Annotated in this window: 12 protein-coding genes; 5 read left to right on the top strand and 7 right to left on the bottom strand. The window is 50.0% G+C overall.

Annotated elements, in window-relative coordinates; all coding sequences use genetic code 11:
* Positions 1-11: 11 nt before the first annotated feature.
* On the bottom strand, positions 12-629 hold the full coding sequence (locus AB1756_06445) for a methylated-DNA--[protein]-cysteine S-methyltransferase (GenBank protein ID MEW5806966.1): 618 nt from the start codon (positions 627-629) through the stop codon (positions 12-14).
* Positions 630-758: 129 nt separating this feature from the next.
* Here AB1756_06445 and AB1756_06440 point away from each other — a divergent pair, with 129 nt between their 5' ends.
* Together AB1756_06440 and AB1756_06435 are read left to right on the top strand one after the other, a co-directional pair.
* Entirely contained in the window at positions 759-2,087 is a 1,329-nt protein-coding gene (locus AB1756_06440) for an NCS2 family permease (protein MEW5806965.1), read from the top strand.
* Between the two features lie 232 nt (positions 2,088-2,319).
* Positions 2,320-3,831 carry a M3 family metallopeptidase gene (locus AB1756_06435; protein ID MEW5806964.1) on the top strand — a complete coding sequence of 504 codons (1,512 nt, stop codon included), beginning with the start codon at positions 2,320-2,322 and terminating at the stop codon, positions 3,829-3,831.
* 65 nt (positions 3,832-3,896) lie between these two features.
* Here the strand turns inward: AB1756_06435 and AB1756_06430 are convergent, their stop codons facing one another.
* Positions 3,897-5,402, bottom strand: a complete 1,506-nt coding sequence (locus AB1756_06430) for a GIY-YIG nuclease family protein (protein MEW5806963.1) — start codon at positions 5,400-5,402, stop codon at positions 3,897-3,899.
* A 304-nt stretch (positions 5,403-5,706) separates the two neighbouring features.
* Between AB1756_06430 and AB1756_06425 the strand changes: the two genes are divergently transcribed.
* Both AB1756_06425 and AB1756_06420 read left to right on the top strand, forming a co-directional pair.
* On the top strand, positions 5,707-7,224 hold the full coding sequence (locus AB1756_06425) for a tetratricopeptide repeat protein (protein ID MEW5806962.1): 1,518 nt from the start codon (positions 5,707-5,709) through the stop codon (positions 7,222-7,224).
* A gap of 163 nt (positions 7,225-7,387) precedes the next feature.
* Positions 7,388-9,028, top strand: coding sequence for a nucleotide sugar dehydrogenase (locus AB1756_06420; GenBank protein MEW5806961.1), 1,641 nt, complete (start codon positions 7,388-7,390; stop codon positions 9,026-9,028).
* A gap of 61 nt (positions 9,029-9,089) precedes the next feature.
* Here AB1756_06420 and AB1756_06415 read toward each other — a convergent pair whose 3' ends face one another.
* The 4 genes from AB1756_06415 to AB1756_06400 all read right to left on the bottom strand — a co-directional run bounded on the left by AB1756_06415 (position 9,090) and on the right by AB1756_06400 (position 15,170).
* Complete coding sequence (locus AB1756_06415; GenBank protein MEW5806960.1) at positions 9,090-9,548, bottom strand: YbhB/YbcL family Raf kinase inhibitor-like protein; 459 nt, start codon at positions 9,546-9,548, stop codon at positions 9,090-9,092.
* A 219-nt stretch (positions 9,549-9,767) separates the two neighbouring features.
* Complete coding sequence (locus AB1756_06410) at positions 9,768-12,548, bottom strand: PAS domain S-box protein (protein ID MEW5806959.1); 2,781 nt, start codon at positions 12,546-12,548, stop codon at positions 9,768-9,770.
* A gap of 173 nt (positions 12,549-12,721) precedes the next feature.
* The gene (locus AB1756_06405; protein ID MEW5806958.1) at positions 12,722-14,332 is read right to left on the bottom strand and encodes a transglutaminase domain-containing protein; all 1,611 of its coding nucleotides are present in this window, start codon (positions 14,330-14,332) and stop codon (positions 12,722-12,724) included.
* A 61-nt stretch (positions 14,333-14,393) separates the two neighbouring features.
* On the bottom strand, positions 14,394-15,170 hold the full coding sequence (locus tag AB1756_06400) for a gamma-glutamyl-gamma-aminobutyrate hydrolase family protein (protein ID MEW5806957.1): 777 nt from the start codon (positions 15,168-15,170) through the stop codon (positions 14,394-14,396).
* A gap of 50 nt (positions 15,171-15,220) precedes the next feature.
* On the opposite strand from AB1756_06400, the gene AB1756_06395 reads away from it, so the two are divergent.
* A complete protein-coding gene (locus tag AB1756_06395) occupies positions 15,221-16,699 on the top strand; it encodes an Rne/Rng family ribonuclease (protein MEW5806956.1) in 1,479 nt (492 codons plus the stop codon).
* Positions 16,700-16,757: 58 nt separating this feature from the next.
* Here AB1756_06395 and AB1756_06390 read toward each other — a convergent pair whose 3' ends face one another.
* Positions 16,758-17,663, bottom strand: a complete 906-nt coding sequence (locus tag AB1756_06390; protein MEW5806955.1) for a proline dehydrogenase family protein — start codon at positions 17,661-17,663, stop codon at positions 16,758-16,760.
* Positions 17,664-17,789 lie beyond the last annotated feature (126 nt).

Genomic DNA, 17,789 nt, shown 5'->3' with positions numbered 1-17,789 from the left:
TTGCTAATTTTTCAGGGTTTATTGATAGAAGAAAGATTCTTCTCGAAGGAGAGAAGTAACTTCTTTATTGAAACAGGGGCTCCAAAGCCTCCAAGAGAGCCATCTTTCCTGATGATCCTGTGGCAGGGAACAATGATGGCAAAAGGGTTTTTCCCCACGGCATTTCCGACAGCCCTTGACGCCCTTGGATTTCCGACCCTTCTTGCTATTTCCTGATAGGATGATGTCTTCCCGCAGGGAATTCTCTCGAGCTCCTTTAGAACACCCTTTTCAAAATCTGTCAGCATAGTCGCATCTTTCTTTATCTGAAATCTCTTCAGTCGGCCGTAAAAATAATCGGCAAGCTGATAAGCGGTTCCCTTGAGGATTTTCAGATGTCTTTCAGCGCCCTTCAGCTCTCCGGGCTGGAGCGATCCCTTGCGTAGGTCTTTCAAGTTTAAGATTCCGGCTTTTATAAAGGTTGGAGATTCCCCGAATCTTTTTGATTCTTTCTCAACGAGTGCCTTTTCAGATCTGTCTCCAAATGACAGAAATGCAAGCCGCTTGCCGGAAGCTCCAATGAAGAGATTTCCCACGGGTGTTCCTCTCAACTCCGCATACAGTATTTTTTCTTTTGTTTTTCTTTGCATAATGGATAAAATTGTATATAAGTCTCAGGCGTTTTTCAAATTCCATATGTTCTTGACGATAAGGAAAAGCCTTCGGACAGCGTCAGACCCGGTTATCATCTGACTGCATCAGTTTCAGGAGAAAGAGTGATGCTTGAGAAATTGTTCAAACTTACCGCGAACAGGACCAACATAAGAACAGAGGTTATCGCCGGAGTCACTACCTTCATGACGATGGCCTACATCATCTTCGTACAGCCGGCTGTTCTCTCGGTCGCAGGGATGAATTTTGGAGCGGTGATGATGGCCACATGCATCTCCGCGGCCATCGCCACCTTTCTGATGGGACTCTATGCGAACTATCCCATCGCCCTTGCCCCCGCAATGGGTGAAAACTTCTTCTACGTTTACACCGTTGTCCTCACGATGGGGATCCCCTGGCAGACAGCTCTCGGTGCCGTTTTCCTCTCCGGAGTTGCATTCTTTGTCCTGACTCTCTTCAAGATAAGAGAACTTATTATCGATGCCGTACCCCGTTCTCTGAAAAACGCCATTGCCGTTGGAATAGGTTTCTTCATAACATTCATCGGTCTGGTCAACGCGGGTATCATCGAAAAGAGCTCCGGCGAAATCGTGAGGCTCGGGGAGATCCGCTCGACACCGGTCCTGCTCTCCATCTTCGGGATACTCCTGACCGTCATTCTGATGATCAGGAAGGTGAAGGGAGCCATTCTGATAGGGATCATAGCAACAGCACTCGTGGCGCTGCCTCTCGGGATCGTCAAGTATCAGGGTCTGGTCAGCCCACCACCCTCTCTTGCCCCAACCTTCATGCAGATGGACATCATGGGAGCGATCAGGCTTGGACTTGTCACCGTCGTGACAGTTTTTCTCTTCATGGCAATATTCGATGCCATTGGAACGCTGATCGGAATCGGTGAGCAGGCGGGGTTTCTCGTGGAAGGAAAGCTTCCACGCGCCAACAGGGCTCTCATGTCCGATGCCCTGGGGACGGTTGTGGGCGCGGCTCTGGGCACGTCAACGGTCACGGCTTATATTGAAAGCGCCGCAGGTGTTGAGGAAGGGGGGCGGACCGGGCTTGCAAATGTTATCACGGGATTTTTATTTCTGCTAGCCATCTTCTTTTCACCCCTGGCGATGATGATCGGAGGAGGATATAAAGTTGGAGAATCGACCTACCTTTACCCCATCACATCGCCCGCTCTCATCATCGTCGGCTGCATGATGGCCAAGAACATCACGAAGATTGCCTGGGATGATCTGACGGAGTCCTTCCCTGCCTTCCTGACGATGATCGGTATGCCTCTCACCTACAGCATCGCCGACGGGCTGGCCTTTGGATTCATCTCTTATCCATTGCTCAAGGCCCTTAGCGGGAAATTCCATGAGATCTCCTGGCTCGTTTATCTCCTGGGTCTCCTTTTTCTCCTCAGATATGCTTTGATCGCCATCCATTGACCTTCTTTCCAAGAGACTTCTTTTTCCGCCCGCACCGTAGAAACCTCTTCACTTGTGCTATACTATTTTGACTTTAGCGGAAAAACAATCTTGAAAACGAATCTTTTAAGACTTTTTGAGGGAACTGTTTATGCGTTCAAAACCCTATCTATTCCCGGCCATGCCTCGGATTCTATCTATACTGTTCTTGACCACTTTGCTTCTCATGACATCGTGCGCGGAGAAGAAGCCGATGGATCTCTCTAAGGTGGATGCGCTCCGGAAGGATGCGGAAGAGTTCCTGATCAAGCAGGGAGAGATGGGCTGGAAGAATTGGACTCTCGGAGAAGACCTCGACCAGGCCTCTCTTTACAAAAAATATAAGCATCTCTTCACAAGAGAGAACATCGCAACCGTGGGGTGGGCTGTCCAGGAGGAGAAAGACCCTGACCAGAGGCGCGCTCTCGAACTCTTCCGTTCATATCTGATGTTCGAGTATATCGGCAAGAAGATAGCAGACCTCTCAGATGAGGTGACTAACTACGAATCCCAGGCGGAGATAAGCGTCGACGGCGAGGAGATCTCCTATCGGCAATCATCGGTCCTTCTGGCCAATGAGAACAGTCACGAGAAGAGAATCAGAATCTATAGCGCATGCGATAAAGTCCTCGAGAAAGTCAATCCACTCTTGCGGAAGATGGAGGAGATCACCCTAGAGGAAGCGAGGGAGCTCGGATTCTCTTCCTACATCGAGATGTGCTCCACGCTGAAAAAGTGCAATTACTATGATGTCGAAGAAAGGTGCAGGACGTTCCTTGAAAAGACAGACCCGATCTATGCCGAGCTTCTCGGAGAGGCGTTGAAGGCGATCGGGATGACCCAGGAACGGTTCCTGCGGTGCGACTCCTGGCGGATGAACCGGGATACCTCCTTCGACCAGTACTTCACCGAAGAGAAGATAATCGATACCTTGAAGGCAACCCTGCTTGCCATGGGGATGAACCTGGACAGTCAGAAAAACATCCTGATCGATTCCGAGAAGAGAGAGAGAAAATATTCCAGGGCAGTCTGTTACAACATCCGCGTTCCGGAGGATATCCGGGTGAGCATCAAGCCGATGGGGGGTGCCGAGGATTACCGTTCCCTCTTCCATGAGATGGGTCATGCGGAGCATTTCGCCAACACGCAGCAGGAGGTCTGGGAGTTCCAGCAGCTCGGAGACTACACCTTCACGGAAAATTTCGCTTTTCTCTTTGAACATCTCCTCGCCGAAAGAGAGTGGCTCGCCAAATACTCTGGAATGACCGAGAAAGAGATCCAGAGATTCTTGAGGTCACAGGCGATGAAGCGACTCTGGTACGTGAGAAGGTACAGTGCCAAATTGATCTATGAGCTGGAGCTGCATGCAGGCGCTGCCAGTCCCGAGAAAATCTATTCTAAAATGCTCTCCGCCGCATTGAAATACAACCCCATCCCTTCAGACGAGAAGAGATACCTCGACGACGTTGATTCGGCTTTCTATGTGGCCGACTATCTACGGGCCTGGTTCCTGGAGGCAATGCTCAAGGAGAAACTCCGGGAGAAGTTCGGGGAAGAGTGGTTTGAGTCGAAAGAGGCGGGAGATTACCTCAGGCAGTTTATGGCTTACGGCCAGAAGATGGAAGCCGACGAGTATGCCCGGATGCTCGGCTACGAGAAGATCATCCCGGAACCCCTGATCCGTGAAATTCAGAGGATGGCCGGCAGCAAGGTGCATTCCAATTGAATAACATCTCCTCCTTAAGTTGCTGAATGTTGGATGAAGAGGGACGCAATACTTTTTTTGACGGATCAGCGATGAATTATCCTCTCCCGCTCCTCGAGAGAATCTTTTAAATGCAACTCGATTATCTTCAGTGCTTCATGTGAATCCTTGTAGTCGGTGGGGTCGAACCAGTTCACGCTGTCTCTATTCTTCATTAAATAGGAAGAGATCAGTTCTACTGCCTTATCGGAACATACCCCTACAAGTTTTCGCTCGTATCTTCTCTTCGCACGAATCGCTCCATCTTCTGAAACTATCCCTGTTTTGCCTGCACCGGAGGCTTTCCTTCGAGAGAAAAATGCTGATCTAAGGAGGCACTCGATCTCCTGAAGATCGATTTTTTCCCGGAATTCAACTTTCTTTATCAATGATCCATCTTTCAGGAAGTAGAGAATGGCTTCTTTCCTGGAAACACCAGGAAGGATGATGACCATATTTCCTCTTTTCCCGTAGCGAGCCCCTCTCTCGTGGACCTCGAACTGGGCGTTCATGGGCGGTCTCAGTAGCCGGATCATTTCCGCTTCTCTGAGGATGGCTTCCAGCTCGGAACCAGTCTCTTCAAAATATATCTTCCTGATGGAGCGATGCAGGGATGTAATCTTCTCTGGCCTGGTAGCAAAACTCCAGAAATAGGAGGAGATCCTCCTGTTCAGATTTTTAGCCCTCCCGACATAGACGGGTCTATTCTCTTCATCGAGGAACCTATAGACACCCGGAGTCTCAGGGATGCCATCCAGAAATGCCCGATCGAAATCGAACTTCGAGAAATCGACATTCTCCCCTCTTCTCTCTTCAAGCCTCTTCAGGTCAGAGAAGGATTTGATTCCGGACTCGGCAAGATCTTCGAGGAGGATGAGAAGAATTTCCGTCGCCCCTTTTGCCTTGATCCGCGCGGAACTTCCAGCAAGAAGAGATATCCCGAGAACCCTTGCCGCTTCCTCGATCCCGGCGTTTCTCTTAAGGCGGAACAGGTTGCCCATGACTTTCTTGATGGAGATTGATTCGTTTCCTGGAAATTCTCCTGTCTTGTTTCCGAGTTCCATCTGCAACTGCCGGAACGTGGAGAGAGGCTCGGAGAAGGCAACGATGCCATCCTCCAAGAATCTCAGGATCCTGCGTGCATCCTTGATCTTGATTCCCGGCTGCATGCCGGAATTTTCAGCAGGCATGTCGATGTGGAATGATCCCGCTTCCTTTCCATTTTTGATCTTAATAAACGAAGCTTCACAGATCATCCCCCTCCACCTGCCGCTTTCAGATATGTTTGCCGCAAAGACTACGAATAGCCGCTCGCTAAGGGGAACGAGCTTCATCCTATCCTCAGCGACAGTCCAGCCCGCGGCTTCAAGATACTTGAATCGATTATCCCCTTTCAGGAGAGAGAAAACGATCCTTCTGGCTGCTTCCTCGCTGTCGTAATGAGCCTTCAAAAGCCCTTTCACCAGTGCCACGCTTGAGACGATTCCTCCATGCGTTTCGATGAAATCGTGGATTCGATCTTTCATCTCCCGCATGTCATATCGATTCTTCATCCTTCCCTCTTTTGTGTCTTTTGTACCATTCTATTTTATTATCTTTCACTGTATCTATAAACAACTTGAGAAGTCTATTTGATTTTCGTTTCTTTATAGCCGTAAATGTTAGAAGTATTGAGCCAATGCAATATATGATCTGGAATTTATGAAACTCCAAAAACAACTTGGATGCTCGCCAGATGGGAAAATGGAATATGATGTTGTCTTTAGGTCGCGCATAAAGCAAAATAAATGTGTAGTTGAATCAGGAGATATGACCCTGATAGAAAAACATTTACGCTGTATATGGCCTAACAAAAAAATGGCAGACAAGATCACCTCGATCGCGCTTGCCATCTTCTTTCTGTTCTCCTGCGCCGGGGGCTCCTTGCAAGAGAAAGGAGCCATTGCCGGAGTGGAACCCATTGCAAACATCTATCTTCATGAAAACCACTCCGAGAGTCTATCCATCTGGAAAGAGCATGATCTCAGAAACAGGATCCTCGTCCATTTCGATGGGCACATTGATATGGACTGGATACCGGAGGTATTCATCAAAGAGATTCAGTCCTGCCGCACCGCCGATGATATCCGAAGGCGCATCGCTCACCCCTATGAGATGAAATCAGGATACGAAGGGATGATTTCCATCTGGAACTTCATCTATCCAGCCGCCCGGCTGGGAATTATCCGCGAATTTTACTGGGTCGTACCGGATGGAACCTTCAACAGAAAGAATCTCCTCGAAGATCTTCGCTCATTACTCGCCATCAAGATGCATGGCGTTACCCCGGCGGAGTTACAGGTGCTGACGCTTCACGAGAACCGGATTTCCGGGAAGGTGCTGGGAGTGCCCACCACAATCCTGGAGCTGGACTATCTGCCGAAAATAAGAGAACCGGTCCTTCTCGACATTGACGTTGATTACTTCACGACCGATTCCGCCATCGACCAGAAGGTCCTGCTGGATCCATCCCTCCATCCCGATGAGTTCATCAAACGGATTGCCCATAAGAAAATCCTGACAGACATCGTGACGATCAGCTATTCAAGCGTGGGAGGATTTCTTCCGGTATCATGTCACCACTATGGAGACATCATCCAGGAAAGGCTTAGGAACCCTGCATCCAAAAAGAGCAAGAAGGAGTTCGAGCAAGAGGCTGTTGATGATCCAATCTTGAAGGATGCCGATCTCCATCAGGCAGATGCCATGCGAGGAGCCGGACAGATAGATGAAGCGAAGAGGCTTTACAGAAAGTATATCTCTCAGCATCCTGAAGGCTCGCATCGCCTGTACGCGAAGTTTCGCCTGGCCACGGCTTTCGCGGATGTTGGGCCTTACGAGCAGGCCTTCCGTTTGCTCGGTGAGCTTCTTTCCGAATCGCCTGACATTGCCGATGCGAGATACTACCTCGCACGCCTTTACAGGGAAAGCGGAAATCTCAGAGAAGCGATTGTCGAGCTGAGAGAGGCAGTTAAGCTTGACCGGTTCAACGGAATTTATGCGGCCGAGCTGGGATCCTGTCTTCTCGTTTCAGGCTACGAATCAGAGGCTCTGGAGTGGCTTCAGAAATCGCTAGAGTTCAAACCATGCAACGGCAATGCTCATCTGACCCTTGCCTTCCACTTCGCGAGAAAAGGAGATATGGAGAATGCTGCGGAAGAGCTGAAGAGCGCGCTCTTCGTCCGTCCCTGGGACGTAGATGCCCGCTTCCAGCTTGGTACAATCTACTTCCATCAAAAAAAGCTTAAAGAGGCAAGAGAAGAACTGGAAAAAGTCCTTCGAATCGCACCGGCACACGCGATGGCCCGCAATCTGCTCTCCAAACTAAATGATTAATTTACATTGTTTCTATTTTCATTATTTTTGCTAAAATTATTACTTTAAAAATTAATTCTTAAATCTTCTTTGACTACGGTGTACCGGTCACATATAGCCAGGGAAAGGAATTGTTGCATGTGAAGGAAGGAGCAAAGAAAGAACTTTTATCAAGGAGGAACGGATGGAAGTGAAATACTCGATTAGCCCGTCTGGAGAGAAATTCGCACTCCCCTCGCCCGGGGATTATGAAAAGGAATTTACGAGATTAAAGGAGATCGTCAGGAAACAGAGAGCCCTGGGGCGCGAGATTGTTATTGTAATGGGAGTTGGTTTCGTCGGCGCCGTCATGGCTGCAATTGTCGCAGATTCAGTAGATAAAAAAGGAAAACAAAATAAGTTCGTCATTGGAGTGCAGCGGCCAAGCACCCGGAGCTTCTGGAAGATTCCTATGATCAATCGGGGACTCTCTCCCGTCAAGGCAGAAGACCCTGAAGTTGATCCCATGATCCGTCGGTGTGTCCTTGAGAAGAAGACTCTCATGGCAACCTACACCTATGACGTACTCTCTCTTGCCGATGTCATCGTTGTCGATGTCCAGTGTGATTTTCTGAAGGAGTCCCTTGGAGATTGCCGGACCGGAAGAGTTGACATGGAAGCCTTAGAGGAATCTTTCTACATAATCGCAAAACATATTCCGGCCTCCTGCCTCGTTGTCATCGAGACGACCGTCGCCCCGGGTACGACCGAGCAGGTCGCTTACCCTATCATGAAGAAGATCTTCAGGCAGAGAGGGATCAAGAGCGAACCTCTACTGTCCCATAGCTATGAAAGGGTTATGCCCGGCCGAAATTACGTTGCGAGCATCAGGGACTTCTGGCGCGTCTGCAGCGGCGTGAATGAGAAGGCAAAGAAGCGCGTCGTGAAATTCCTGAGTGAAGTCCTGAACACGAAAGATTTCCCGCTTACAGTCCTGGACAGACCGATCGAATCAGAGACTGCCAAGATTGTCGAGAATAGCTACCGCGCCACAATACTTGCCTTCCTCAATGAGTGGAGCCTCTTCTGCGAGAGGAATGGCGTTGATCTGATCAAAGTGATCAAGGCCATTAAGAAGAGACCGACGCATAGCAATATTATCTTCCCCGGCCCGGGGATCGGCGGCTACTGTCTGCCGAAGGATGGCGGGCTTGGCTTTTGGGCATATAAGCACATCCTCGGATTTGAAGACGACATCCTGAAGATGACCCCGATGGCAATAGACATCAACGACACCCGTTCTCTGCATGCGGCGCAGCTCATCAGGGATGCCCTCAGGAACATGAACCGCCCCATTGCCGCAGCCAACGTACTCATCCTGGGCGCCTCCTATCGAGAGGACGTGGGAGATACTCGTTACAGCGGCTCCGAGATTATCATACGCAAGCTGGCGGAGATGGGATCGGAGATAAGAGTCCATGATCCTTACGTTGAACACTGGTGGGAATTTGAGGCTCAGGACGTTTACCCAAGTATCGGCCAGAGCCGCGCTCGCTTCTTCCGCAATCAGGACAAGCTGAAAGAACTGAGGATCCAGAAAGATCTATTTAAGGCATTGAAGGGGGTCGATGCCGTTGTCTTTGCAGTTCCTCACAAGCAGTATCCGGACCTCAAGCCAGAAGCAGTCGTGAAGGCGATTGGTAACCCTGCTGCCATAGTCGATTGCTTCGGCATTCTAGACGATGCGAAGATCCAGCGCTATTTCGAACTGGGATGCGAGGTCAAGGGTATGGGACGCGGCCACATCCAGCGAATCAAAGACAGCGTCAGGAGAGGGAAGAAATGATCTGGTAGAGGATTGCGGGGGTAGACGGGATTCAAAAAGGGGAGGTGAAACTTCCCTTTTTTTATCTTTTATACTTCCCCATGAGCCGACCTTCGGCGAGGATGTGTCCTTCCATTGCTTTCAGGATCTGTTTCTTTGTAACTCCGGCATCGAGAGAAAGCATCGTATCCAGAGCATAGAGCTTGAAATAATACCTGTGCGTGCCTCCTGGAGGGCATGGACCACCGTAGCCGATCTTGCGGAAGTCGTTAGCCCCCTGCTTCCCGCCATTCGGAAGCGTCCTCTGCTTCGGAACGTTTTCAGGCAGCTCGCTGACATCCGGAGGCAGATTGAAAATCACCCAGTGAACCCAGGTCCCCATCGGAGCATCCGGATCATCGCTGATCAGCGCCAGACTCTTCGTTCCTTCAGGCATGGCAGACCATGAAAGCGGCGGCGAAATGTCCTCCCCATCGCAGGTGTATTTTGAAGGGATCATCCCACCTTCCTCGAATGCATGGCTTTTCATCTTAATCTCCATCTTTCCTCCTCCCATCGTTTTTAATTCTGATTGCGTATTGCACTGACATGAAAAAAACAGGATAAAAGCGATGAACAGGCAAAAGATCCTGCATGACATTGATCTGTTCCTCCTCAGAATAGAAATATCAGTATCGAACAAATTTTATCACGATCTGGGGATCCTGATTTCGATTTTTCCTGGTAGCATTGCTAACGGCTCTGATGAGGCAGTGGCAATTCACCTGTTTTTAATCATCTCGTTTTCCGCAGATCTGCCGGAGGATGAATTTGAACATCGGTGAAAATAAGAAGAAACGTAAGAGACATCAGCCGGTAATTCTTCCTCCGTGATCGCGGGAAGTTCAATGGAAACGATTGCCCCATTCTCATAGTTCCTTGCACAGATAGTCCCGCCGTGTTCCCGCACGATCCCGAGAGAGACTGATAACCCCAGGCCTGTTCCCTTGCCGGCATCCTTCGTCGTGAAAAATGGATCGAAGATCCTGGAGAGAAACTTCTCGGGAATCCCGCAACCCTCGTCCTTGAAATCGATCTTCACCTTCTTCCTCTCCCCGGCGATTACGATGTCACTGCAAATGGTGATTGAACCCTCTTTCCTGTGCGACATCATCGCCTGCTCGGCATTGATGAGGATGTTGAGGAAGACCTGCTGCATCTGCTGGGCATCCACCATGACTTTAGGGAGATCAGGCTTCAGGTTCTTCACAATCTTTATGGAGCCGGTCGTGAGATTGAACGGATGCAGATCAATCATCCTCTCAATGATTTCGTTTATATTTACGACCTTCTTTTCGGGTTTGCTCTTCCTGGCGAAGGTCAGGAGGTTCTGGACTATCCTGGCAGCTCTCTCGGACTCTCTGAGGACCTTCTCGGCGTAACCCCTGTGGTGTTCATTATCCTCCTTACTGAGGAGAAGCTGCGTGTATCCGATGATGCTGGACAGTGGATTGTTCATCTCATGGGCAATCCCTGCGACAAGCTGACCGAGGGCTGAGAGTTTCTCGCTCTGGATGAGATCTTCCCTCAATCTCTTGCTTTCGGTGACATCCCTGAAGATATGTATCATGCCGATTGGATGCTGCTGGAGGTCCAGGAGAGGAACGGTCGCAACTTCAAAGATCCCGTTGAATTTCTTGATCTCGATTTCAGCAATCCTTGGATTTTCGTGTATCAATCGATTCATTTCTGTGTAGAAAGGAAAAGAGGGATCCATTCCTCCAAAGACTTCATGACACATCTTTCCAATGAGCTCTGAAGGGATAGAGTTTACTTTTCTTGCAAATGCCCAGTTCACCTTCAAAATGGAACCATCCGAACCGTGGATGCAGATCGGATCGAGTATGGAATCGAAGGTGTTCTGCCATTCTCTCCTGGATTTCATAATACCCTCGAAGAGCTCGGCATTACTGATGGCCACCGCCACCTGATTGGCAAGCTCCTCCGCAATTAATATCGGTTCGCCAGCGAAACCATTGACCATGGAGGAACCGAAATCGAGCGTTCCGATGATCTCATTCTTGGTCTTCAGGGGAATCAACAGGCTTGACTTTATTCCTTCCTCCAGGAATTGCTTTGCCGTAGGATGATCTACCGAATTAAGATCATCTATGCAGATGGATCTGCCTGTTCTGACGATCTCATCCAGCAGAGTTTGCCCGGATTTGATTCTATTACCTGGCCCGATCTTCGTCTCTCCATCCAGACTGACGGCCAGGAGGACGAACTCTTTTCTTTCAGGATAATATCTTGATATGCTTATCCTCTTGCAGGGGACCGCCTTCCTGATGTTCACAACGATCTCGTCCAGAACCCTTTCCTTGCTCATGGAAGAGAGAATAGCTCGATCTATCTCTCTCATCGTCTCGAGTCTCCTGGACTTCTTCAGAATTTCGTTGAATAGCAAGACATTGCTAAGTATCAGACCCACCTCGTCCGTCAGGAGCGTAAAGAACTCCACCTCTTTTTCAGGCAGCAAGAAAGCCTTCCTGGATAGTATCGTCAGGACTCCAATCACCCTTCCCTTGAACTTGATAGGGGCCCCCGCGACACCTCTGAAGTTTTCCTTGAGGACCTCTGGCCCGGAGAGCTTTGTCTCGCTGGTTATGTCCTCGACTGTCATCGGCTCCTCTATCAGCGCAATGGTCCCGACCAGGCCCTCGCCAAGCTTGAACCCTTTTAGCGAATCGAGGAAAGTCGATTCATCGTTGATGCCCAGGATGCAGAGAGGTCTCAGGAATTTATCGTTCTCCCGATCCAGCAAAAATATGGCTCCTCCATCCATTTTAAGGGAATCCACGATGATCCGAAGGATCTGCCTGGAGAGAGTCGTGACGTCGAGGGAGTGGTTCGCTGTCGATGCTATCTCTCGAAGGGCGGAAAGCTCTTTGTTCTTCTTGATGAGTTCCTGTTCCAGACTTTTCTTCAACGTGATGTCGCGTGCGAAGCTGACGGTGCCCGATATTGCCCCGGAAGATAGGATGGACGAGACGTTCACGGACAGGGTCAGCTTCTTCAGATATTTATGAAGGATTTTTACCTCGACGGTTTCCGCTCTTCCCCTGATGGCATCAGTCAGCGCCTTCTCGTAGAGAGGAATGCTCTCACCCAGTATGATGGACTTGAAGCTCTTCCCCATGATTTCCTTCTTCCTGTATCCCGTGATCTCCTGGAAGCTGTTGTTTACCAATTGAAATCTTCCATCCCTGTCGAGAACCCAGACGGCATCGTTGGAGTTCTCTATCATGTTCCTGTATCTCTCCTTGGACTCTCTCAATCCTTCTTCCAGCCTTATCTTCTCTTTGATATGTCTTGCTTCCTCCTCTGCCATGGTCCTCTTTTTATTGATCCGGTAGAGGAGGGTTACAACTCCAAGGATCAGGATAGCGACGAAAGAGCCGATGAGGAAAATGAATAGCTGAGCCTTTTTGATATCTGCAAGGACAGGAACGATGGTCAGAGCTGATGACAGCGCAGCTAACTTTGTACTCTTTGCCATCATTGCCCCTCACTATAGAGATTTCATCATCTCATGTCAACACAAAAAAGCTCGGGTTGCGCCGCTAAGAAAGGCTTTGCTCGGCAAAGCGTCTTTTCATGCGGCCAACCCGAGCCGTATAAATGAGTCGCTGCTGAGACCGTGGCGCGAAGAGGAAAGAGTTCCTGGCTTTCGGCTCATCTGTCTTTAAGGGAATCCCATTCGGCGAAGCTCTCGATTTGCACCTTCGTCTGAGGCTCCGTCTGGTAGAACTCGTTAAAGTTGTAGGTCCAGGAGAGATACTCCGAACCCCCTCCGCTGGTTGTGGTAATGAGGAACCTGTTCCTCAGCGAACCGAAGTACTTTGCACGCTCCCGTGGCGATGGGGAATCACCGCCGCTTGGATCAACTGGAACCCAACCGTAATTCGGGAGGTAGACCTCAACCCATCGGTGGAAGACATCATCCATGCTTGCGTCATCCCCCCTTACAACCACAGAACCGACATACCTTGCGGGAAGACCGGCAGCCCGGCACATTGCAATGTAGACAAAGGTGTATTCTGAACAGGAGCCGTTTCCCCTCTTGAGGACGGCCGGAGCAACGTTCCAGCCTCCCGTCCTTTCGTACTGGAGATGTTCAATACAATAGTTGTAGATCTTCCTCGCGATCCAGTATGGATTCTTCTCATCAACAACAGCATCGGAGGCCGCCTTCCGGATTATAGGGTCATTGATCATGTATTTCTCGTCATCGACGAGATACTTCTCTTTAATCTCGCGCGGAATGTCGTCAAGAGAGCCGACTTTCTCGGGGAATATGAAATATGTGATACTGTACACTTTCGCCCTGATTTTCATCTTCGCCTCTTTAATGGAAGGGGCTGGAAGATCTTTATACCTGTAATGGGCGATCTTCTGTCCCCATCGATCGGTAAGGATCTCATCCGGTTTCGGGTCGAAGATTATCTCCCCCTCCACTGTCTGGCTGTCCCTAGTCTCCGGGATGGCAATGTAGGCATTCATGTTTGTAATCTTTCCAGGACCATAGTTTATGACGCGATGCGTGGATTCCACGATCGCCTTTCTCTCCTCTCTAAGAAGGTATCGTGATGGGTCGTCTATTTTCAGGACGTATACTCTGTCGTTCTGATAATCCACGTTGAAGAGATTCTTCCCGTCCCAGGCAAGTCCCCAGGCGTAAGGGCCTGGAGCCGACAATACAAAGAGAACGTCGCCGGTTCGCTTATGAATCCTGTATATCTCATCGGTCATTCGATCCGAGAGCCAGAAGTAATCCCCATCGACGGATACACCAGTCGCCTCCTGGCCGGGTGCTTTCAGAGATGCTATAGTAGTCCCATCGCTGGTGCTTACTCTGCTGATTTCATCGGAGGCATCGTCGAGGAGCCATAGATCATTCCTGTCGAATGCCATCCCCCTTGGAGCATCGGTGGGAGAATCCATCGTTCTGAGCACCTTGCCCGTTGCCGGGTCTATCACGAAGATTTTTTTCTCAACGGTATCTGCGTTCCAGAGATGGCTCCCATCCCAGGCAAGCCCGGCAGGCCATAAGCCCGGTGATGGGATGGAACTGATGACTGTGCCATCCTCCGGTCTTACCTTGAATATCCTGTGGACTTTCATGTCCGCGATCCAGAGATGCTTTCCATCCCACGCCATTCCCGTTGGAGAAGGTCCGGGAGAAGGAAAGGACCTTTCCACTTCTCCAATGGCACCCATGGTAAAAGGCACGGTAAGAAAGGAAAGAGCCATCAGAAGTGGTAAAGAGGCGAGTTTCTTTTTCATTTTTTCTCCTGTATCTCCTGTTTCAGGGAAAAGGAATTGAGTCACTCCCGCTCAATGGAATCTACGCTCTGATTGAGGAAAGGAAGGAAAGACCCACCTTTCGGCTCAGGGAGTTATCCATATCCTCCATCCTCTCGGGATGCCATTGAACAAGAAGGAGAAAGCCAGAGGAACTTCCATCCTTTCGCTCGAGCGCTTCAATCACACCATCATCAGATTTTGCCGAAACAATGAGGGAATCCCCCGCATCTTCAGCGGCCTGATGATGGGAACTATTCACCTCTCCAGTGTCCACTCCTGTTAGCTTCGCCAGAAGACTTTCGCTTTTCACCCAGATCCTGTGTCTCTTGTCCCTGTCCCCAGTTCTCCTGTGTATCCCGTTATTAGCTCTTAGATCCCTCACGAGCGTTCCCCCGAAGAAGACGTTGGCGATCTGAAGACCACGGCATATGCCGAGGAGAGGGATCTTCATAGTGAGCGCCCGCTCGATCGCCTTCAATTCGAATTCATCCCTCTTTTCATCAATCCCATCGAGAAGGTCTTTTTCGTCGGGTGGCATGATCTTAAGGATCTTCTCCGCGAGGTTTTTCGAATCAAGCTCGACCCCTCTCTTATACAGGATCCTGTGATAGTAGAATCGAGGATGAACGTCTCCACCGCCGGTCAGAACTAAGCCGCCGCACTTCCTGAGCCGGCCGTGATTGTTCAGCCGATGGGAAAGTCTGTCGCATTCCACATAAGGATCGAGCCGGAGAATCCAATTCTCATAGTTTTCGTACTTCGAGCAATCGGTTATGGCAATTCTCAACATCTGTTCTGGCCGCAGAATATAAACCATTATAGTATAAAACTCTGATATAATTTCCGTGAAATTATTGAGTGGAAAAAATGACTAAGGTCATGCTGATCAACGCCTCGCAGATCGAAGAGAGCAGAATTGCCGTCGTCCAGGACGGCTCCCTGGAGCTCTTCGAGATAGAAACAATCGGTGAGAAGCAGCTCAAGGGGAATATTTATAAAGGGCGGGTTGCCAACCTCAGTCCCTCCATCCAGGCTGCCTTCGTCGATATAGGTCTTGAGAAACCAGCTTTTCTTCCCCTCGATGAGGTAAACTTCAAGAACAAGCCTCCTTTCCAGCCTGAGATCCGGAGAAAATCGAGACGGTTGCGCATATCGGACATTTTCAGGAGAGGAGAGGAGGTCGTAGTCCAGGTTTCGAGAGAGGGGTTCGGGGAAAAGCCCCCCACGCTGAGCACCTTCTACTCGCTTGCAGGACGGTATCTCGTCCTCACCCCGTATGTCGAGACGGAAGCCATTTCCAGAAAGATCGAGAACTTCGAACAGAGGGAAAAACTGAAGAAGATGGTCGCCGAGCTAAATGCTCCTGCTGGATTCGGCATCATCGTCCGGACGGCAGGGATGGACCAGAGCCGGGGGGAGCTTCTGAAGGATTTTCGCTACCTTTCCATGCTCTGGAGACACATAGAACGGGCGGCGAGAGAATCGACAGTGCCCTCTCTCATCTTCAAGGAGAGGGACATCGTCATAAGAACCATCAGAGACTACTTCATGCCGGACATCTCCGAAGTCATCGTCGATGACGAACAGGTTTTCCATGACATCCAGAGATTCTTCCGGGCAGTCATGCCTGAAAAAGAGAAAATTCTAAAGCGCTACACGGGAGACACCCCCCTCTTCATGAAGTACAACATGGAGGAACAGATCGAGGCCATCTTCCGCCGGAGGGTAGAGCTCAGATCCGGCGGATACATAGTCATTGACAGTGCTGAAGCTCTGACAGCCATCGACGTCAATTCAGGAAGACTGGAGAAGGTAAACAGCCTGGAGGAGACTGCCTTCCAGAGTAACCTTGAAGCGGCTGAAGAGATCGCCAAGCAGCTCAGGCTCAGAGACATAGGAGGTCCCATTGTCATCGACTTCATCGATATGAAGTCCCAGCAGAACATCAGGCTGGTCGAGAAGAAGCTGAGAGATGCCCTGAAGAAAGATAAGGCACGGTTCGACATGACGAGAATGTCCAAATTCGGGATTGTCGAGATCTCCCGCCAGAGGATGAAGGCGGCCAAATCATCGGCAAGATACAGGACCTGCATCGCCTGCGGTGGCGGAGGAATGGTCAAGACGGTGGAATCGGCCACCCTTTCCGCGTTGAGCAGGATCCAGTCCTATCTGATAGGCAAGAGCCCGGAGAGCATAACCATCCAACTGCCAGAGGAGATCGCCCTCTATCTTCTCAACGCCAAGAGAAGAGAGCTTGGCCTCATCGAGAAGCACTCAAAGGTCAGGATATCGATCAAAGTCAACAATCACCTTAAACCAGGCGAGTACCAGTTTGAAGCCGAATGACCCTGTCCGTACAGGTCAGTGAAGCTTCTCTTTATGGGCAAATTCTTTAAAACAGACTCTATGAACCCTTGAGCAGGTTGTTCAAGACGTAGCGGGCTATCTGCGGATTCTCCTTCAGGCGGCGGGCAGAATAGGCATACCACTGGCTTCCGTAAGGGACATAGACTCGCAGCCGGTGACCCGAATCGCGTATGATGCGGCGAAGCTCAGCATCAACCCCGAGGAGCATCTGAAACTCGTACTGCTCCGGCTTCAACTTGAATTCATCGATCAGCATGAACGCCTCCCAGACGAGTTTCTCGTCATGCGTAGCGATCGCGACATATCCCCCCCGTTGGAAGAGTTCCCGCAGCAGGAGAGCAAAATTCCGATTGATGATCTCTTTGTCATTGTAAGCGATGGTCCTTGCCTCGTTATATATCCCTTTACAGAGGCGCACGTTGATGTTCATCCCGTCGTCGATCAGGCTCCGAATATCACGGATGGTGCGCCTCAGGTAAGCCTGAAACACCAGTCCGACGTTCCAGTACTTCCTGCGGAGAGTCATATACATCCGCATCGTATCATCGGTGCAAGAGGAGTCTTCCATATCGAGCCTGACGAAGTTCCCCCTCTCCTTTGCCGCGGCTACGATGCGGCTCACGTTGGCGAGACAGAACTCATAGTCAAGCTTGAGACCGAGATGCGTCAGCTTGATTGATACATTGCTATCGAGCTTCTCGATCGCTATGGCTTCGATCAGCCGTACGTACTCATCCGCAGCCTCTATCGCCTCCTCTCGACGACTGGCATGCTCCCCGAGCAGATCGATCGTCGCCATGAAGCGTTCCTGGTTAAGTTTCCTGACCATTCTCACGGCATCGATCATCCGTTCCCCGGCGATGTAGCGCTTTGAAATGCTACCGACGATGAATTTAGGGATCAGAGGTAGCGTTCCGACGATCAGCTTGTTGAAAAGACTCACGTTATTTTCTCTCCATCAGCCCCCAGACCATGGATCCATTGCTGAATCTCTTCCTTATTCTGATTTCAACAAAGTTTTACATTCTACCAGATGAAAGCTTGCATCAACAAGATCATTCCATCTGGA

The sequence above is a fragment of the Acidobacteriota bacterium genome (assembly GCA_040752675.1).
GTDB lineage: Bacteria > Acidobacteriota > Polarisedimenticolia > JBFMGF01 > JBFMGF01 > JBFMGF01.
The sequence above is the reverse complement of the archived record's forward strand: the minus strand, read 5'-3'. Positions and strand labels throughout refer to the sequence as shown.

Bases quoted from the DNA above. Each gene is read 5' to 3' on its own strand.
- AB1756_06425 (MEW5806962.1), top strand. From the start codon at position 5,707: ATGGCAGACAAGATCACCTCGATCGCGCTTGCCATCTTCTTTCTGTTC.
- AB1756_06410 (MEW5806959.1), bottom strand. From the start codon at position 12,548: ATGATGGCAAAGAGTACAAAGTTAGCTGCGCTGTCATCAGCTCTGACC.
- AB1756_06420 (MEW5806961.1), top strand. From the start codon at position 7,388: ATGGAAGTGAAATACTCGATTAGCCCGTCTGGAGAGAAATTCGCACTC.
- AB1756_06430 (MEW5806963.1), bottom strand. From the start codon at position 5,402: ATGAAGAATCGATATGACATGCGGGAGATGAAAGATCGAATCCACGAT.
- AB1756_06395 (MEW5806956.1), top strand. From the start codon at position 15,221: ATGACTAAGGTCATGCTGATCAACGCCTCGCAGATCGAAGAGAGCAGA.
- AB1756_06415 (MEW5806960.1), bottom strand. From the start codon at position 9,548: ATGGAGATTAAGATGAAAAGCCATGCATTCGAGGAAGGTGGGATGATC.
- AB1756_06405 (MEW5806958.1), bottom strand. From the start codon at position 14,332: ATGAAAAAGAAACTCGCCTCTTTACCACTTCTGATGGCTCTTTCCTTT.
- AB1756_06400 (MEW5806957.1), bottom strand. From the start codon at position 15,170: ATGGTTTATATTCTGCGGCCAGAACAGATGTTGAGAATTGCCATAACC.
- AB1756_06440 (MEW5806965.1), top strand. From the start codon at position 759: ATGCTTGAGAAATTGTTCAAACTTACCGCGAACAGGACCAACATAAGA.
- AB1756_06445 (MEW5806966.1), bottom strand. From the start codon at position 629: ATGCAAAGAAAAACAAAAGAAAAAATACTGTATGCGGAGTTGAGAGGA.
- AB1756_06435 (MEW5806964.1), top strand. From the start codon at position 2,320: ATGGATCTCTCTAAGGTGGATGCGCTCCGGAAGGATGCGGAAGAGTTC.